The 15,632-nt window shown below is 35.1% G+C and carries 12 protein-coding genes; 6 read left to right on the top strand and 6 right to left on the bottom strand.

The annotated features are described in order from the left end of the window. Positions 1-12: 12 nt before the first annotated feature. A complete protein-coding gene (locus tag ACY2RS_RS00060; RefSeq protein ID WP_490096556.1) occupies positions 13-303 on the bottom strand; it encodes a DUF1272 domain-containing protein in 291 nt (96 codons plus the stop codon). Between the two features lie 100 nt (positions 304-403). Here ACY2RS_RS00060 and ACY2RS_RS00055 point away from each other — a divergent pair, with 100 nt between their 5' ends. After that, entirely contained in the window at positions 404-910 is a 507-nt protein-coding gene (locus ACY2RS_RS00055) for a DUF6265 family protein (RefSeq protein WP_490096555.1), read from the top strand. 146 nt (positions 911-1,056) lie between these two features. Here ACY2RS_RS00055 and ACY2RS_RS00050 read toward each other — a convergent pair whose 3' ends face one another. After that, positions 1,057-3,480: a DUF5916 domain-containing protein gene (locus ACY2RS_RS00050; RefSeq protein WP_490096554.1), complete on the bottom strand. Its 2,424-nt coding sequence runs from the start codon at positions 3,478-3,480 to the stop codon at positions 1,057-1,059. Positions 3,481-3,728: 248 nt separating this feature from the next. On the opposite strand from ACY2RS_RS00050, the gene ACY2RS_RS00045 reads away from it, so the two are divergent. The 3 genes from ACY2RS_RS00045 (at position 3,729) to ACY2RS_RS00035 (ending at position 7,342) form a co-directional block, all read left to right on the top strand. Further along, a complete protein-coding gene (locus tag ACY2RS_RS00045) occupies positions 3,729-5,123 on the top strand; it encodes a sensor histidine kinase (protein WP_490096553.1) in 1,395 nt (464 codons plus the stop codon). Next, positions 5,123-5,821, top strand: a complete 699-nt coding sequence (locus tag ACY2RS_RS00040; RefSeq protein WP_490096552.1) for a response regulator transcription factor — start codon at positions 5,123-5,125, stop codon at positions 5,819-5,821. The genes ACY2RS_RS00045 and ACY2RS_RS00040 overlap by 1 nt, the downstream gene beginning before the upstream one ends. A gap of 264 nt (positions 5,822-6,085) precedes the next feature. Further along, positions 6,086-7,342, top strand: coding sequence for a hypothetical protein (locus ACY2RS_RS00035; RefSeq protein ID WP_490096551.1), 1,257 nt, complete (start codon positions 6,086-6,088; stop codon positions 7,340-7,342). 4 nt (positions 7,343-7,346) lie between these two features. Here the strand turns inward: ACY2RS_RS00035 and ACY2RS_RS00030 are convergent, their stop codons facing one another. From ACY2RS_RS00030 to ACY2RS_RS00015, 4 genes are all read right to left on the bottom strand, one after another. After that, positions 7,347-8,594, bottom strand: a complete 1,248-nt coding sequence (locus ACY2RS_RS00030; protein ID WP_490096550.1) for an erythromycin esterase family protein — start codon at positions 8,592-8,594, stop codon at positions 7,347-7,349. A 100-nt stretch (positions 8,595-8,694) separates the two neighbouring features. Then, entirely contained in the window at positions 8,695-9,648 is a 954-nt protein-coding gene (locus tag ACY2RS_RS00025; RefSeq protein WP_490096549.1) for a helix-turn-helix domain-containing protein, read from the bottom strand. Between the two features lie 233 nt (positions 9,649-9,881). Continuing rightward, positions 9,882-10,706, bottom strand: coding sequence for a CPBP family intramembrane glutamic endopeptidase (locus ACY2RS_RS00020; RefSeq protein ID WP_490096548.1), 825 nt, complete (start codon positions 10,704-10,706; stop codon positions 9,882-9,884). Positions 10,707-10,778: 72 nt separating this feature from the next. Further along, positions 10,779-12,398, bottom strand: a complete 1,620-nt coding sequence (locus tag ACY2RS_RS00015) for a SulP family inorganic anion transporter (RefSeq protein ID WP_490096547.1) — start codon at positions 12,396-12,398, stop codon at positions 10,779-10,781. Positions 12,399-12,950: 552 nt separating this feature from the next. Here ACY2RS_RS00015 and ACY2RS_RS00010 point away from each other — a divergent pair. Together ACY2RS_RS00010 and ACY2RS_RS00005 are read left to right on the top strand one after the other, a co-directional pair. After that, a complete protein-coding gene (locus tag ACY2RS_RS00010; RefSeq protein ID WP_490096546.1) occupies positions 12,951-13,466 on the top strand; it encodes a hypothetical protein in 516 nt (171 codons plus the stop codon). A 37-nt stretch (positions 13,467-13,503) separates the two neighbouring features. Continuing rightward, a partial coding sequence (locus ACY2RS_RS00005) for a VWA domain-containing protein (RefSeq protein WP_490096545.1) occupies positions 13,504-15,632 on the top strand: 2,129 nt, incomplete at its 3' end.

Here is a 15,632-nt window from a genome sequence, read left to right as displayed (position 1 = left end):
TATTGTATTGACTTAGCGCTCATTGGGTGGTACATACTTGTGTTCTTTAATGCTACTAGCCAATGCCTCAAGATTCTTGGGTTTGTAAATTACGTCAGTACTTGGTGGATATTTTGTTAGATGCTTTTTAGGACGAATAGGCCTTGGACTGAAACCTCCAGTGCAATTCGGACAAACATTTTTGAAAACTTCAAGGGCACAAGTGGTGCAATAGGTGCATTCAAAAGTACAAATCATTGCATTTGTTGCGTCATAGGGTAATGGAGTGTTGCAATGCTCACAACTGGGTCTAAGTTCTAACATAATTTTTTTATATGGTGTAATGTAGTAAAAATAAAAATTGTTCCTTTCTTATTTCAAAATGTAGCAGACTTTCTATCTTTAGACTTTATAAACGTTCAATATGAAAAATACAGCAATTGCATTGATGACACTATTTTTTCTTGCTGCTTGTGGGAATAAAGAAACCAAACAACCCACTATTGTAAAAGAAGAAGTAAAAGCCGATGCTTTATTAGATTTTACTTGGGTCTTAGGAGACTGGAATAATATCAATAGTGAAACCCAATCTTTTGAGCATTGGGAACGCGAAAGTGACACTTCTTTGGTTGCTTTTAGTATCACTTTGAGAGATAGAGACACGGTGTTTCACGAACGAATGCGTTTGTTTAAAGAAAAAGGCGACGTGTTGCTGTATATAGAAACTGCTGGAGACAATCCCAATCCGGTAGTCTTTGCACATAAAAAAGATGCCGAGCACACTTTTACATTTGAGAATCCAAGAAATGAGTTTCCTTCACAGATCGTCTACACCAATCCTGAGCCTAAAAAGATTAAGGCATGGGTGGCTGGTTTTATAGACAGCATTCCTCAAAAACAAGAGTTTTATTTTGTTAGGACGGAGGAGTAGGGTATACTGAAATCGAAATCGAAATCGAAATCGAAATCGAAGTTGAAAATATTTAAATGAAGTCAGCTATACTTATTGCTTTTTTTTGCTATTGTCCATACTCCATACTCCATACTCCATACTCCATACTCCATGCTCCCTTTTCTTTATTTCTTAAACCCCTTAAAGACATTATAGTCCAAAAAATAAGTCATCTTCAAAGAAACCGTCTGACTATTATCAGCCTGCACAACATCGTCTAGATTTTCGAAATAGTTTGAACGAACATTCGTATTAAATGCATTTGCGCCTAATTTATAGCCTAAGCTAATTTCACTGGCTGGTGCAAATTGCCAACGTGCTATAACATCGATATTGAATTGATTAAAATTATCGTCAAATTCTGAAACATTAATATTTAAATTGTTTGCTGCTAAATCTCCATTGTCTTGCAAGGTAAATTGGTCGCGATACGCTACTTGTATCCAGTAATGACGTAGCCTAACATTCATACTTATTTTTGAGTTAACAGTGTAATTGAGTTGAAATCTATTCACCAATTCATTGATGTCTCTTTGTCCAAAAAGTAGGGTATCATCTTGCTGTGTGAGATATCCAGCATTGCCTTGTTTGTTCTCATACGATTGCGAAAAATAGGCAAATAAATGCTGCCCAATTCTTGCTCTTATACCATAACCAGCTATAAACTCTGTATCAAAAATAGAGGAGTCCAGATAGTTTACGAGCACCATGTACCCAGCAATAGAAAGGTTTTTGTTCCTGTTGGTTTGGTATTCTAAAAAGGTCTCTGTTTGGGCAGGTTTATTAAATGGCTGGTCTTGTATTCTCGCTTCAAAAAAGTTCTTTCCCTTTTCTACATAGGTGAATTCTGCAAAATAAGAATGATTGTTTTTTCTGAAATTTCCGTTGGTTCCTATTTTGTAATAGGCCAATTCTTGTTCACGAAGGGTATAATAATAACGGCGCTGCGTGTCAAAAAAATAACTATATCGAGATAACGCGTTTTTAGGATTGTTCTCGGTATATCGAATATCACCTCGAACCCATAATTGGTTGTTTCTGGGGAGAAAACCAAAGTCGTTTGGATCGTAGTTTTCATCTCTTAGCCCGCTAGAAATCCCACCCGTCCATTTACCACTTACTTTACCAAGGTATCCAAAATATTCATGTCCTATTTGTGTGTCTTCATTGCTGAAATATGCCTGCGAAACTGCCTTTTTAAATCGAAACGAATAGGTTCTGTTCTTGGTGTAAAAAGTTCCTAAAAGTGCCGAAAGATTGGCATCATAATCATGCCCGCTTCTCAGCACCGAATTATTAATAAAGGTCAAAGAGGAATTGTTTTTAAACGCTTGATCTAATACCACCGAGTTGTAATTGGTCAACGGATTTGTTTGCTCGCTTCTAACTTCATTAGTTTGGGTGTTTACAATTTCTGCCTCTGCTTTTGCTGTGAGTCCGTTGAGCACTCCTATGGAGAGTCCGTTAGAGGTTTTTCCTGTAAACTTGATAAGGTTAAGAATATTAGAAGTCACTGGATTGCTAATAATTTCTTCTTCTTCGGAAATGTTAATCGTGTTTTTATTGATAGGTGTGCCTCCTATTCGGCGGGTGTATAGGTAGTTTCCTTTGTCGAAAATTTCGGTGCCTTCAATAAAGAATTGTCTATTTTCATTAAATCGTATTTCAAAAGGGGTTAGGTTAAAAATTTGATCGTCACTTTGCGCCTGACTAAAATCGGGTATCAAGGAAACATCAAGTGTGTAGGCATTGTTATGCACATATTTTACGTCGAGACCTCCATTTAGAGTTGAATTGCTTTCTCCTTCAGGGTTTTTTTCATAAACACCCGACACAAATGGAAAGAAAGAAAGGTTGAGTGGCGGATCAATAGCAGGCAATCCTTCCAACTTTCCAAATTGGTTGAGGTAGCCATCTATTTCTGGCTTGATAGGACTCCAAAAAGACTCTTCGTTTAGTTTGCTAGAAAAACGCTGGAAATTAATTCTAAAGTTGCTGAGGTCTCCTTTAGGAAAACGAATGCTATTAAAAGGGATTCTCATTTCTACCACCCATCGATCCTCTAGAATACTCACTTCACTTTGCCAAACCACATTAAAATTTCCGTAGCCATTGTTTGCACTTAATTTTTCATCACTCTGAACGCCTGCAGCTGTAACAGAAAAATCGTATCCTTCTCTTGCTTCGCCAAAAGGATCAATTTGGAGTCCGAAAAAATCGGATGCACCAAGATCATCTCTTGCTGTAAGTTGTTTGTTTATTTCATCTTTAGTGTCTATGTAAAAAACAGCTGCCACATACAGATAACTTTGATCATAAAGTACTGCGATGTCAGATTTCCGAGTAGCAGGCGCTCCATTTTCTGGGCGTATTTGTATGAAGTTTCCAGGTTGTAGATGTTGTTTCCAATCTGTTTCAGAAAGATCTCCATCTATTTTTATGGGTTCGGTAGTAGCATGAACTGCAATGGTTTTTTGTGCTAATATTTCCGAAGAGAAACATAGCAATAGTAGGAATGCTATTCCATAAAATGATGTGAGTGTTTTCATTGTTTTTGGTTTCGTTTGATACCGCAAATATGAATTTGAAAATGCCCACGTTGGGTTAAGGACTAGGTTAAGACTTGGTTAATGGTGCTAGTGCTCTAGAAACATGGTTGTTAACACAAACTAATGGCTTTAGTATTTATAGGGGTTTAGCGTGTTTTGAAGGTTAACGTTGGGTTAACGAAGGGTTTTTGTTAGGCAACATGGGCTACTCTTAGCTACTTTTGGGGTATCCATTAAAACCCAACCTGTTGAAAAACAAAACCACCATATTAATTATAGCATCGTGTATCGCCATTATCGCCTTGTCTTTTATTCAAGGATATTTAATTAGCAATACGTACACCTTAGAAAAGGAAGTCTTTATTAAGGAGACCGATGATGCCATGTCAACCATTCACAACCGAAAAGAAATTGAAAGTCTTTTTGATACCATGAGTGAATCGTTAGAATACGACATATCTGACTTTAAGAATGGACGCATTTCTAAAGGAGATATTATTGACAAGCTTTCAAAAATGTCTGATAGTTTGAATGTGTCTCACGATCTTATTTATAAGGATGAAATGAATAAGATTGGTTTAGACTATGCGGTGAAATATAAAACCAATATTACAAGTGTTATTGTATTTGAAGGGAAAAAGATAGACACCATTTTACCCTTAGGGAGTGTAAGAAAGAGCTTCCTTTTTGGTGATGATTTTCAAGAAGAAAATGCAATTTCTATAAATACCTCAAGGCTGTTTGATGAAAATGATTATGTATTACAAACCGAAGATGCTGTTGTAACGAATACATTTGATTATGAAGTGCGTTCGGAGCGACTTATTTTAATAGAAGATTATAAGTCTATTGTCTTTGGTAGAATGGCGTTGTTGTTAATAGCGTCTAGTTTGATCTTTTTAATTGTTGTAGGCTTGTTTTTCTATTCTATTAAAAATTTAATCACACAGAAAAAGACCAGTGAGATTAAAACCGATTTTATTAATAACATTACCCACGAGTTAAAAACGCCCTTAGCAACCTTAAGTATTGCTACTAAAAGTCTAAAAAACGAAGCCGTTAAAAACAATGCTGCAGCATTTGATAATACGGTAGACATTGTAACTAGACAGAGTACACGTTTGCAAAAGCTTGTAGATCAAGTGCTTAATAATAGTTTGTCTTCTGAAGCCATTGTGCTTAATAGAGAACACATAGAAGACAATACCTATTTTAAAAATTTGATAGAAGATTTTAAGCTGTCTACGCAGCGTAGTGATTTGGTTATTGAGAATTTAGTTTTTCCAGAAGAAGTGATGTTGCGTATCGATCGATTTCATTTTAACACGGCGCTTTTAAATATTTTAGAAAATGCGGTGAAATATGGCAAAGATCAAACCAAGATTACCATTAAAACAGAGCTAAGAAATGGGAATTATCATATTGCAATTACAGACAATGGAATTGGTATTTCTGAAAAAAATAAACAGCAATTGTTCGATAAGTTTTTTAGAGTGAGTGATGGTGATGTGCATGATGTAAAAGGCTTGGGACTAGGTTTATACTATACCCACCAAATTATAAAAGCGCATCAAGGAAGTATTTCTGTAGATAGCGAATTAAATAAAGGAACCACCTTTAACCTAAAAATACCTGTGAACTAATGGAAAAGAAACACGTATTATTAGCAGAAGACGATTTTGACTTTGGGAGTATTCTAAAGCAGTACCTAGAAATTCATAATTTCGAGGTAACCTGGGCGCATGATGGGCAAGAGGGATTAGACCTTTTTAAAGAGAATGCAGCAGCATACGATATTTGTGTATTTGATGTCATGATGCCCAAAATGGATGGTTTTACATTGGCAGAGAAAGTGATTACCATTGATCCAGAAGTTCCTTTTGTGTTTCTCACGGCAAAGAAGATGAAGGAAGACAGAATTAAAGGTTTAAAACTAGGAGCAGACGATTATATTATCAAGCCTTTCGAGGCAGATATTTTAGTCCTGCGATTGCATAATATTTTAAAACGGGTAGAACGCGTTCAAGTTTCAGTAAAAAAAGCGACAAGCTTTGAAATAGGCGCCTATCGTTTTGATCCGGTAAACCATCAATTAATATTAAATGATACTATACAGCGTATTACGGATAAGGAAGCGCAACTTATCCAGTATTTGTGTAGTAATAAAAACGAGCTTATCAAACGCGATGATTTGCTTGTTAATGTATGGGGAAATGACGATTTCTTCTCAGGCCGCAGTATGGATGTTTTTATAAGCCGTCTGCGTAAATATTTTAAAGAAGATCCTAACATTACTATAGAAAGTACGCGAGGTGTAGGGCTGACTTTTAAAGTGAAATAATTAAAATTGAAAATAATGTTTCATAATGATTAAGAGCTTAGATTAGTATTTTTTGAAGAAATCTTCATTTACTTACCTCGGTCCTAAAGGATGAAATAAAGATTTCTTTGATTCCCTTTAGGGTAAGGGGAAAAATTAAAGAAATCTAAATCCTGCATTATGAGAAATAAAATCAATTTTAAAACTGAAATTTTAAACAACACATTCATTGAGGAAACACCCAAAAAAGAAAAGGGTCTCTCATGAATACAAAAACAAAAAATCATGAAAACAATCATATTTATAATGACAGCAATAGGGCTAAGTATTTCAACTGCTCTAGCACAAACGACACCAACACCACCAACACCGCCTAATACTAATGTATCTGTACATAGTGATAGTGATGAGTCATCGCATTCGTATAGTTATAGTATTAATACCGATGATGATTCATCTGGCGGGAATGTTTCAATTTCGACAAGTAGTAACGATGATTCTTACACTTTTAGATTGAAGTATAATGGAGCTAAAGATGATCAAATTAAAGACCTATTGTACAAAGAAATGGGAACTAATAACGTATCTAAAAATGGAAGTAAAACCATTTGGTCTACTACAAGCGGAGGAGAAGAAGTATATGAAATAAAATTTAGCAAGGGTAGATTACGTATGGAATTGGATAAAGAAATTGCATCAGAAACCTTGACAAAAAAGATTGAAGCTATTGGTAAGCAAGTGCGCACTATGATTACAGGGAATAGCGATAAAAGAAGAGAAGCACAGCGTTTGCAACGAGAAGCAGACAGACTGCGTCGTAACGCCGATAGAATGCGTAGAGAAGCAGACCGTTTACGCCGTCAAGAACAAAGAAACACAGAACAAATTAGACGCGAGGCAGAACGCCTCGCGCGTTCTGCAAATCGTGCCGATGGCGATGCTAGAAAAAGTGGAGGAGTAAGTAGTGTAGTGGGAGCGCTTTTACAAAAAGAAATGACTTATTTTGATGGGGTAAATCGTGGTAAAAATTGGGTTTTACCTCGATTTTTACCAAGGTTACAAATGGCTTTATTAGAAGATGGGTTCATTAATACCAAAGATGAAATCAATCTCTTAAAAGAAGGAGGAGCACTTTATGTAAATGGCACTAAAATTTCTGAAGATAAAATAGCAAAATACAATACACTATTTAATGTAGTAAACATAGATAGCAATTTCTCATTTAGCTACAATCAAAAAAGAGATCATGTGGTCATTGTTGATGAAGCTCCTTTAATCGAAAATATTTTAAAGCAATTAAAAAGCAAAGGATATATTGATTCATTGAATAATAAAATGGTGTTAGAAATAAATGGAGATTCAGTGATTAGAAATGGCGAATCATTGCCAACAAGTGATGTAAAAGAAATGAATCAATTATTATTTGCAAATAATGTAATTGCAGCCCCCGGTAAAACAATTTGTATAAAATCTAAAGGGAATTATACGTTAGGCTATACTATAGATAAAACACATCTAGGTACTTGGGTAATGAATGATTAATTTTTTATTTATAGTTGGGTGCAGTTCCTGTTTTTATAGAAATAAGAGCATCAAAACGATGCACAGGAATAAATGCAATGTTCCCCCCGTTTTCGGGCTCGAAACCAACTGTTTCTTCAAATAACCATTGCGTATTTGGGTTTTGTTTTATATGCTGTAGTGGTAAAAAGCAAATGTCTTTTTCTGATGCGAATAGATTTTTTTCGATGTTGTTTTCTCCATCATTTTTAAAAGGAATTATTTGCTCTGTCCAGTATTGGTAAATCTCTCCTTCGTAGGCAAATAAGCCAATACTAAAGTAATCTTCTTGGTATTGTTCTTTTAAAAAATGCCCCATCCATTTAATATTACTGGCACCTGTACTTTTGTTTTCGATATGCGTATTATGTGCCCAAATAACAAATTTCTTTGTGGGGTAAATTTCGGTGAGTAACCACTCTAAATTTTCAAACATTAATTGATCTCTTAATCCGTAGGCTTGATACCGATTTTTAAAAGAGAGATTGACAGAGTTAATAAACATAGCTAAGGCTCTATGAATTACTTCAAAATCTAATTTTTTCACCTTGTGTTTTTCTGAAATTTCCTTTTCATTTTCAAAAAGGATTTCCTTTATTTCTTTACAAGTATTTATAAATCTATCGCGGTGATAGTAAAAAGTATCTTCATCTCCTCGTTGTCCGGCAGCAAATGATTTTTGATAAGAATTCATACGAACATGTATACTATCTGCTAGTTTTTTATTGTATGGAGCTGTATACTCTTTTAAGATTTGGTGTAAATACGAAGAAGAAGCTTGTGTATCAAATCCTTCATAATGCAAGGGTCGTTGTGTTGCAGCATTATCCTTTATGTATTGAAACAGAGGATCCACTTCTTTAGCTCTAAAATTTCCGAAGACACTATTCCCTTTAATTTGTGAGACGTCAAGGGTGTCAATATCTTTATATACGTGATAAATATCTCCCAAGCCTCCTTCCATAGCAAATACTTCAAAGTTCATTTCTTTGTGTAGGTAGTTTATAATTTGTGCTTTTATTTTATAGTAGCTTCCTAGTCCGTGCGTGCTTTCGCCTAAAGCGACAATTCTTTTATTTCCAATGGCTTCTTTTAAGGATTTAAAGTCAAAACCATTTTCAGTTTTAAGTTCATGTGTGTTTTCTTTTAGCCATTCTTTTGGTGTGTTTGATTGTGAACAAGCTGTAGGAACATTCGTTAAAAATGCAATTAAAATGACATAGATAGATTTCATGAGATGTGTTTTTGTTTGTACAAAGATGTAAAAGCAAAAACCTAAACATGCCCATATTACTGATGATTAGGTCCAAAAAGAATCATCTTGGACGTTTTTATTATTTAATGTTTTTCTTTTTATACTCAGAAGGAGTGAGTCCCGTTAGTTTTTTGAAAGTTGCATTAAAAGAAGATTTTGAACTAAAACCAGCAGTCTCGGCAAGGGTTACCAAAGTATATTTTTTTGCCTCTGTAGAGGTGAGAAGTTTTTTAACTTTTGCGAGGCGTTGAACATTTAAAAATTCGGAGAAGTTCATGTGATGCGCTTCATTGATATATTTAGAAAGTTCTTTTGTAGTACAATTAATTTGTAGTGCAAACTGAGCAAGTGTAATACTGGGGTTTGTATATAATTCTGAAGCAAGCCCTTCATTTAATTTATGTTCCAAACTTAAAGATTGGGCTTTAGAAAAAGTTTTTTCTTCTTGTATTGAAACAAAAAACAGATGCGATTTTGTAAAACCCATATAGCCAATCCAGTAAATGAAAACTGAATTTAGGATAAGCGTTATATAATAAAAACCAAAAGTGACTTCTCCTGCATGAAATATGAGGTCTAAACTAAACAATAGGATATCTATCGAGATAAGGAAAATAAAGACTTTTGAGAGTCTTTTTAACCAAGCTCTATTTCTTTTGTGTTTTTGTTTTAAGCTCGTTTTTTTACCTTCTTTTACTAAAAATCGTAATGCAGCAATACCCAAAAAAAATGAAAAGAACATTATAAAGAACTCATGGATCTCAAAAAACCCAGAGACCACAAGCACTTCAGTTATTCTATACGAATTTTCTTTAACCGCTATAGAAAACCAATAACTTCTAAGAATAAAATATAAGATAGCAGGTGCAATTAGATACCATTCCTTTTTGTGAAAAAGAATTTCTTTTGCAGCAGGAAGTTGATTTTTTATATAAAAATAAAATCCCACACCAATAAGCCATTTGTATGGAAAAGGGAACATGTGCAAAGGTCTGTAATACGCAAAAGCATTCATGTCTAATAGTGCGTACATAAGATTGTAAAAGGCTAAAGAGAATAAAAAAAGGAGAAAAAAATCTACACCTCGAGGGTTTTCATGTCTTCTCTTATATAGCACCCCACAGAGAATGAATCCTTGAATGGCTCCAAATAGAATTAGAATGTTAAGTAAATTATACTGTAGCTCCATGAATTACATCTTACTACCAAATATAATATTATTTAAACACGATATTTTTTAAAAGGCAAGGTGTTTTTACTGAAATTTTAAATATTGGAAGTCTTAGCTTGCACATCCTCAACGGTTACTTTACGTAATAAAACAAGTCCGTAAATAAGACAAGGTAATGTGATAAGTACAATGGCAATCATACCACCAATAGCATCTCCATTAGCTGTTTCTGAAACTTCTGATACAGTTTCTGTTATTTCTTTTGCTACGGGGAGTTCATCTATTTTTGCAGCATAGTCTATCAATGCATGCATAATCACTAGCGGCCATACTTTATGAGTTCTTAATAAGATAGCACCAAACATAACACCAATAAAAGTAGCAAAACAAACCTGTCCTATTTCTCCATATAGGCCTTTGTCAAATTTAACCAAGTGTAAAATTCCAAATACCATAGCTGCTCCAATGACAGACCAAACAATTCCTTTTTTTGTGATTCCGTAACGTTTCAGTAAACTTGATTGTAAAAAACTTCGGAGTAGGTATTCTTCAGAAAAACCAATAGAAAGGGTAAGTAAGCCTAAGGCTGCATAGCGTGTTGTTGAGATACTCCCAAAATCTAGGTCGGTATCAAAATTTAGTACTACTAGATATAGCGGAAAGAGTAGGAGCCACCAGTTTTTAAATGTTGTTTTTCCGAGACCCCCTAAAGTGCTAAGCTTGTATTTTTTAATAGCCCAATAGGCTCCTAATACATAGATAAAATTAAACCCACTTTTAATGAGGTACTTGAGTTCTAAGCTATCTTTTCCTAAATCGCTTAAGTATGAAAGGCAAAAGGTTTGTACAATTCGTAAACCAATCATAAAAGCAGCAACTAACAGTATGATGATGGCAGTGTGGGGTAATTTAGAGTTCATAAGGTTGTTTTTTATAAAGACGGTTAAATGTACCTAAAGGTTGTCTTTAGTTAAAATTTCCGAAGAAAAACCTTATACTTCTGCATCCATCATATCGGTAACTACATGATATCTAGGATCGTCAATAGCGTCCTTTATAATGGTTTCAAATTCTGGATTCCATTTTAGCAACATGGCTTTACAGTCTGGACTTAAATGTGTTAGTGTTACTTTTTTGCCAGCGTCTAGGTATTTGTTAGAAATGTTTCTTAGCGCTTCTACACCTGAATGATCTCCAACTTTAGATTCTATAAAGTCTATTTCTATGTGTTCTGGGTCGTTGGCAATATCAAATTTACTATTAAATCCAGTGGTAGAACCAAAGAAAAGAGGACCCCAAATTTCGTAAACCTTGGTTCCATCTTCTTTTGTACGCTTTCTGGCTCTAATCATGGTAGCGCTTTTCCAGGCAAATGATAAGGCGCTCATAATAACACCAGCAATTACTGCAATGGCAAGATCTTGCCAAACCGTAATGGAAGATACAGCAATTAACACTATGGCATCTGTTAATGGTATTTTGTGTAAAATTCTAAAACTACTCCAGGCAAAGGTTCCAATAACTACCATAAACATGACTCCTACCAACGCAGCGATAGGGATTTGCTCTATCAACGGTGCTCCAAAAAGTACAAAGCATAATAAGGCTACTGCTGCAATGGCTCCAGATAAACGACCACGTCCACCTGAGTTGATATTGATAATAGACTGCCCAATCATAGCACAACCACCCATTCCTCCAAAGAGTCCGTTTAAAATATTGGCACTTCCTTGTGCAACGCATTCACGATTACCACTTCCGCGAGTTTCGGTCATATCATCGATAAGGTTGAGGGTCATTAAACTTTCAATTAATCCAATGGCTGCCAGGATACCTGCATAAGATAATAATGTCCAAGCATGTCCCTTTATTGTATAAAATAAAGTGAAGATTTGCGATTGGAATGATGGTAACTCACCTTGTAATCCTTCTCCGCCACCATCTTTAATAAAGGAGCCTACAGTAGATACATCGATATTTCCGAAGATAACAATCGCAGCAACGACAACAATAGCTGTAAGAGCTGCTGGAATTTTTTTAGTGAGTTTTGGCAAGCCAAACATAATGGCCATAGTAAGAATTACTAAACCAGCCATAAGTAACATTTCGTTTCCTTGTAGCCATTTTAATTCAGTACCAACTTTTTCTTTAAAAAAGTCAATTTGAGCAAGAAAAATCACAATAGCCAAACCGTTTACAAAACCCATCATTACTGGATGAGGTATGAGACGCACGAATTTGCCCAATTTAAGGACCCCTGCTAAAATTTGTATTACACCCACAGCAAGTAGCGTAATGAAGAGCCATTGCAGCCCTAAATTTTCTACTGGAATTGAGAGCGCATTTCCAACTTCATTTCCTTTACTTACTAGATGAACCATAACAACAGCCATGGCTCCAGTAGCACCACTTATCATTCCAGGTCTACCTCCAAATAATGCCGTAATGATTCCCATCATAAAGGCACCATAGAGTCCAACCAACGGATCTATACCAGCCACAAATGCAAATGCAACTGCTTCTGGCACTAAAGCTAAAGCAACAGTGAGTCCAGAAAGGATATCATTTTTAGGGTTTTGAGTGAAATTTTTGATGGTTTTTTGGAGTAACATACCTTTTATTTTTGAAGGCGCAAAGATAGGCTTTTGCATGGGCTTGTATAGCAGAAATACTATTTTTTAGTGACCAACAATATGTGGCAGGATACTTGCGTTGTGTATTGTATAAATTGCTATGTCTGAATGAAACATAAAGAAAACATTTGAACCAAGCCCCAAATGTCACTTAAAAGAAACATTTTGACTGTCAAAAACCCTTCTCAAACTTGAGAAGGGTTTTTTGTTTTTTACATAATAATGATAAATAATCCCTTCTTTTTTGAGTATTAAAAAGCATAAAAATCTTTTGAATTTGTAAAAAAAATGTCTTCCTACTTTTTATTCCTACGTATTAACCCCCTGATTACAAGTTATTTTTGAATTAATTTTTAGAATTTATTAGCTTTTTTTCTTACAAAAAAAATGAATAAATATGAAAAATTGTGTAGTTGGACGATTTTTTGAAATGTTTTGACTAAAAGGTAATTTCTCTTAGATACCTAAAAATCCTTCCTTCCTACATTTGAGTCTCCTCAAAGATTTTATTGATTTTTAAAATTGTCGATTATGATAGTAACAAACCATAATAAGGCTATGCTTTTGCGCACGCATAAAAGTGTACTACCTTTATTTTTATTCTTGATATTTAGTTTTGTATCCACTGCACAAACCTGTGATGCTGAGTTAACCGTTGAAAAAAATAGAAGTTTTAAGTCTGTACCAGCCAACGGAAAGCCTAGCTACTTTATTTTAAATCTTAAAAATACTGGAGTAACTGCTAAAGATTTTGAAATTGTGATTTCTGAAACCAATATTCCTTGTGATAATGGAACAAACAGAACTGCTACACAAAATACTCCATTGCAGTATGCGATTACAACGACAGAAAATACTGTTGTTTCTTCGAACACAATACTAGTTCAAGCTGGACAAACAAAACAATTTAAAGTAAAAGTTTCGGCCACATCACAAAGTGAAATAAATAGTTGGGGATGTTTAAATGTTTCAGTCCAATTCCAAGACTGTAAGTCTACTTCTCAAGTTGTTTTGAGTTCTTTTATACGAGACCCAAAAGCAAACTAAAATTAGCAATAATAGGTTACTACCTAAACAATAGTATATGAAAAATTTTTTAAAATTTCAGAATATTAGTAGTGTAACAAAAATGATGATTCCAATTGCAGTATCATTAATGCTTTTTGTTGGAACTACTTTTGCACAATCTACCGATCCTAACATTACTATCGAAAAGATAGCATTACCAGATCCTAATACCTGTAACCAATTTGATGTAACACTCACTATTACTGGTAATCCACCTCCAAAACCTGTAGAAGCAGTTTTGGTAATTGATAGATCTGGAAGTATGGATAACGATGACGACGATCCTAATACACCCTTACCTATAGAAGCGGCTCAGGATGCAGCTTTGAATTTTATTAATCAATTGTTCTCTTCGGCGAATAACCCAACTGGTTTAAATCGAGTAGGTTTGGTTACTTATTCCGATAGAGCGACACAAGATGTTCAACTATTACTAGATACACCAGCAAACCGTCAAACACTTCAGAATGCTATCAACAGTATTGTAACAAGTGGCTTTACTAATGTACATGATGCGGTATTGAATGCTGATGCTATGTTGACTAATGACGGAACTTTTGATTGTGCTACCTCACGTAGTATTATTTTATTAAGTGATGGTGTTGCAAATAGAAGAAACAATACCGATGGATCATTAGATTCTTGTCAAGAAACAGTAGATTTAAATCAACCAAACACAGGGGGTAATGACACAGATTGTATTCTTCTCGCTATAGACGCAGGTGTGGATGCTCAAACAACTACTTTTTCTGGAGAAGTTTTTAATCAAGCAATTTACTCTATCGGATTATTTAATGCGATTGAAAACGACGGTGTTCGTCTAGGCAATGCAACTTTCACGATGGAAGGAATCCAAAATACGGGAGGAGCAATCATAACTTTTGATAATGCAGATTTAACTGAAATTTACGCAAGCATATTAAGTCAATTAGTCTTTGCTGCAAGAGCATTACCAGGACAGTCTTTGGTTGCTAATCAAGTGGCTTCTGGCTTTGAATTAGTTCCTGGTTCTATTGTTTCTAGTTTAACACCAGATGCTAGTGATGTTACTGTTAATGGTAATGTAATAGAATGGTTTGTAGATCAAGTAGGTGCAGAAACAATTACACTAGAATATGATATTGTTGCAATAGATGATACTATTTGTGGTATTTCAGATTCTGGAACTTCTGTAATCACATATGAAAATTCTAATTGTTTAGATACTACAGCATTTTTTCCAAACCCACAATTTTGTGTCCCTTGTCCAGAATTAAATGCTGTAATTTCTAGAGATGAATGTAATGATGCAATTATATATGATGGTGATTTTACGTTTATAGGTGATGACCCATTGAGCCCAGGATGTGCTACCTTAGACGATAATTTTATTTGGACATTTTTATTAAACGGAAATATTATTGGAACCGCTACTACTTTAGATGGAACCTTACCATATACAGGAACTGATCCTTTTGAAGGAACACTATCTGCTACCTTATCATATAATGGAACTTTTGGAGGCGGATGTGCACTTACTGCAGACGATGCAACTACTTCTGTTATAATACCAAATACATTAGAAGTAACTTCTAGTCAGATAGATGTGCTTTGCTTTGGTGAGAGTACTGGATCCATTGATATTACGGTAACTGGTGGAACTCCTCCTTATACATATGCGTGGAGTAACGGAGCAACAACTCAAGATTTAATAAATATCCCATCGGGAGTCTATCAAGTTATTGTAACAGATAGTGCAAATTGTGCTGTTTCTGTAAGTCCAGAACAAACTACAATTACACAGCCAGAACCTATTAGCATTGTAATTACCAAAGAAAATGCAACCACCGCACAAGGCTGCGCCGATGGAGAGGCAACTGCTACTCCAGGAGGTGGTGTAGCACCTTATACGTATTTATGGAGTGCTAGTGCTGGTGGTCAGACCACTATGACGGCAACCAACTTACCACAAGGAACACACGATGTAACAGTGACTGATGCCAATGGCTGTACCTTAACTCAGAGTGTTGTGATCGACTGTTCAAATACATGTGATGCTATTATTGAAGTAGACGATATCGTAGATGTTTTATGTACTGGAGATACTACAGGAAGTGCTACGGTAAGTGCAAGTTCAGTGGCAAACCCACAAGCGACTTTTACTTT

The sequence above is a fragment of the Patiriisocius sp. 208BN25-11 genome, assembly GCF_058147145.1.
The sequence above is the reverse complement of the archived record's forward strand: the minus strand, read 5'-3'. Positions and strand labels throughout refer to the sequence as shown.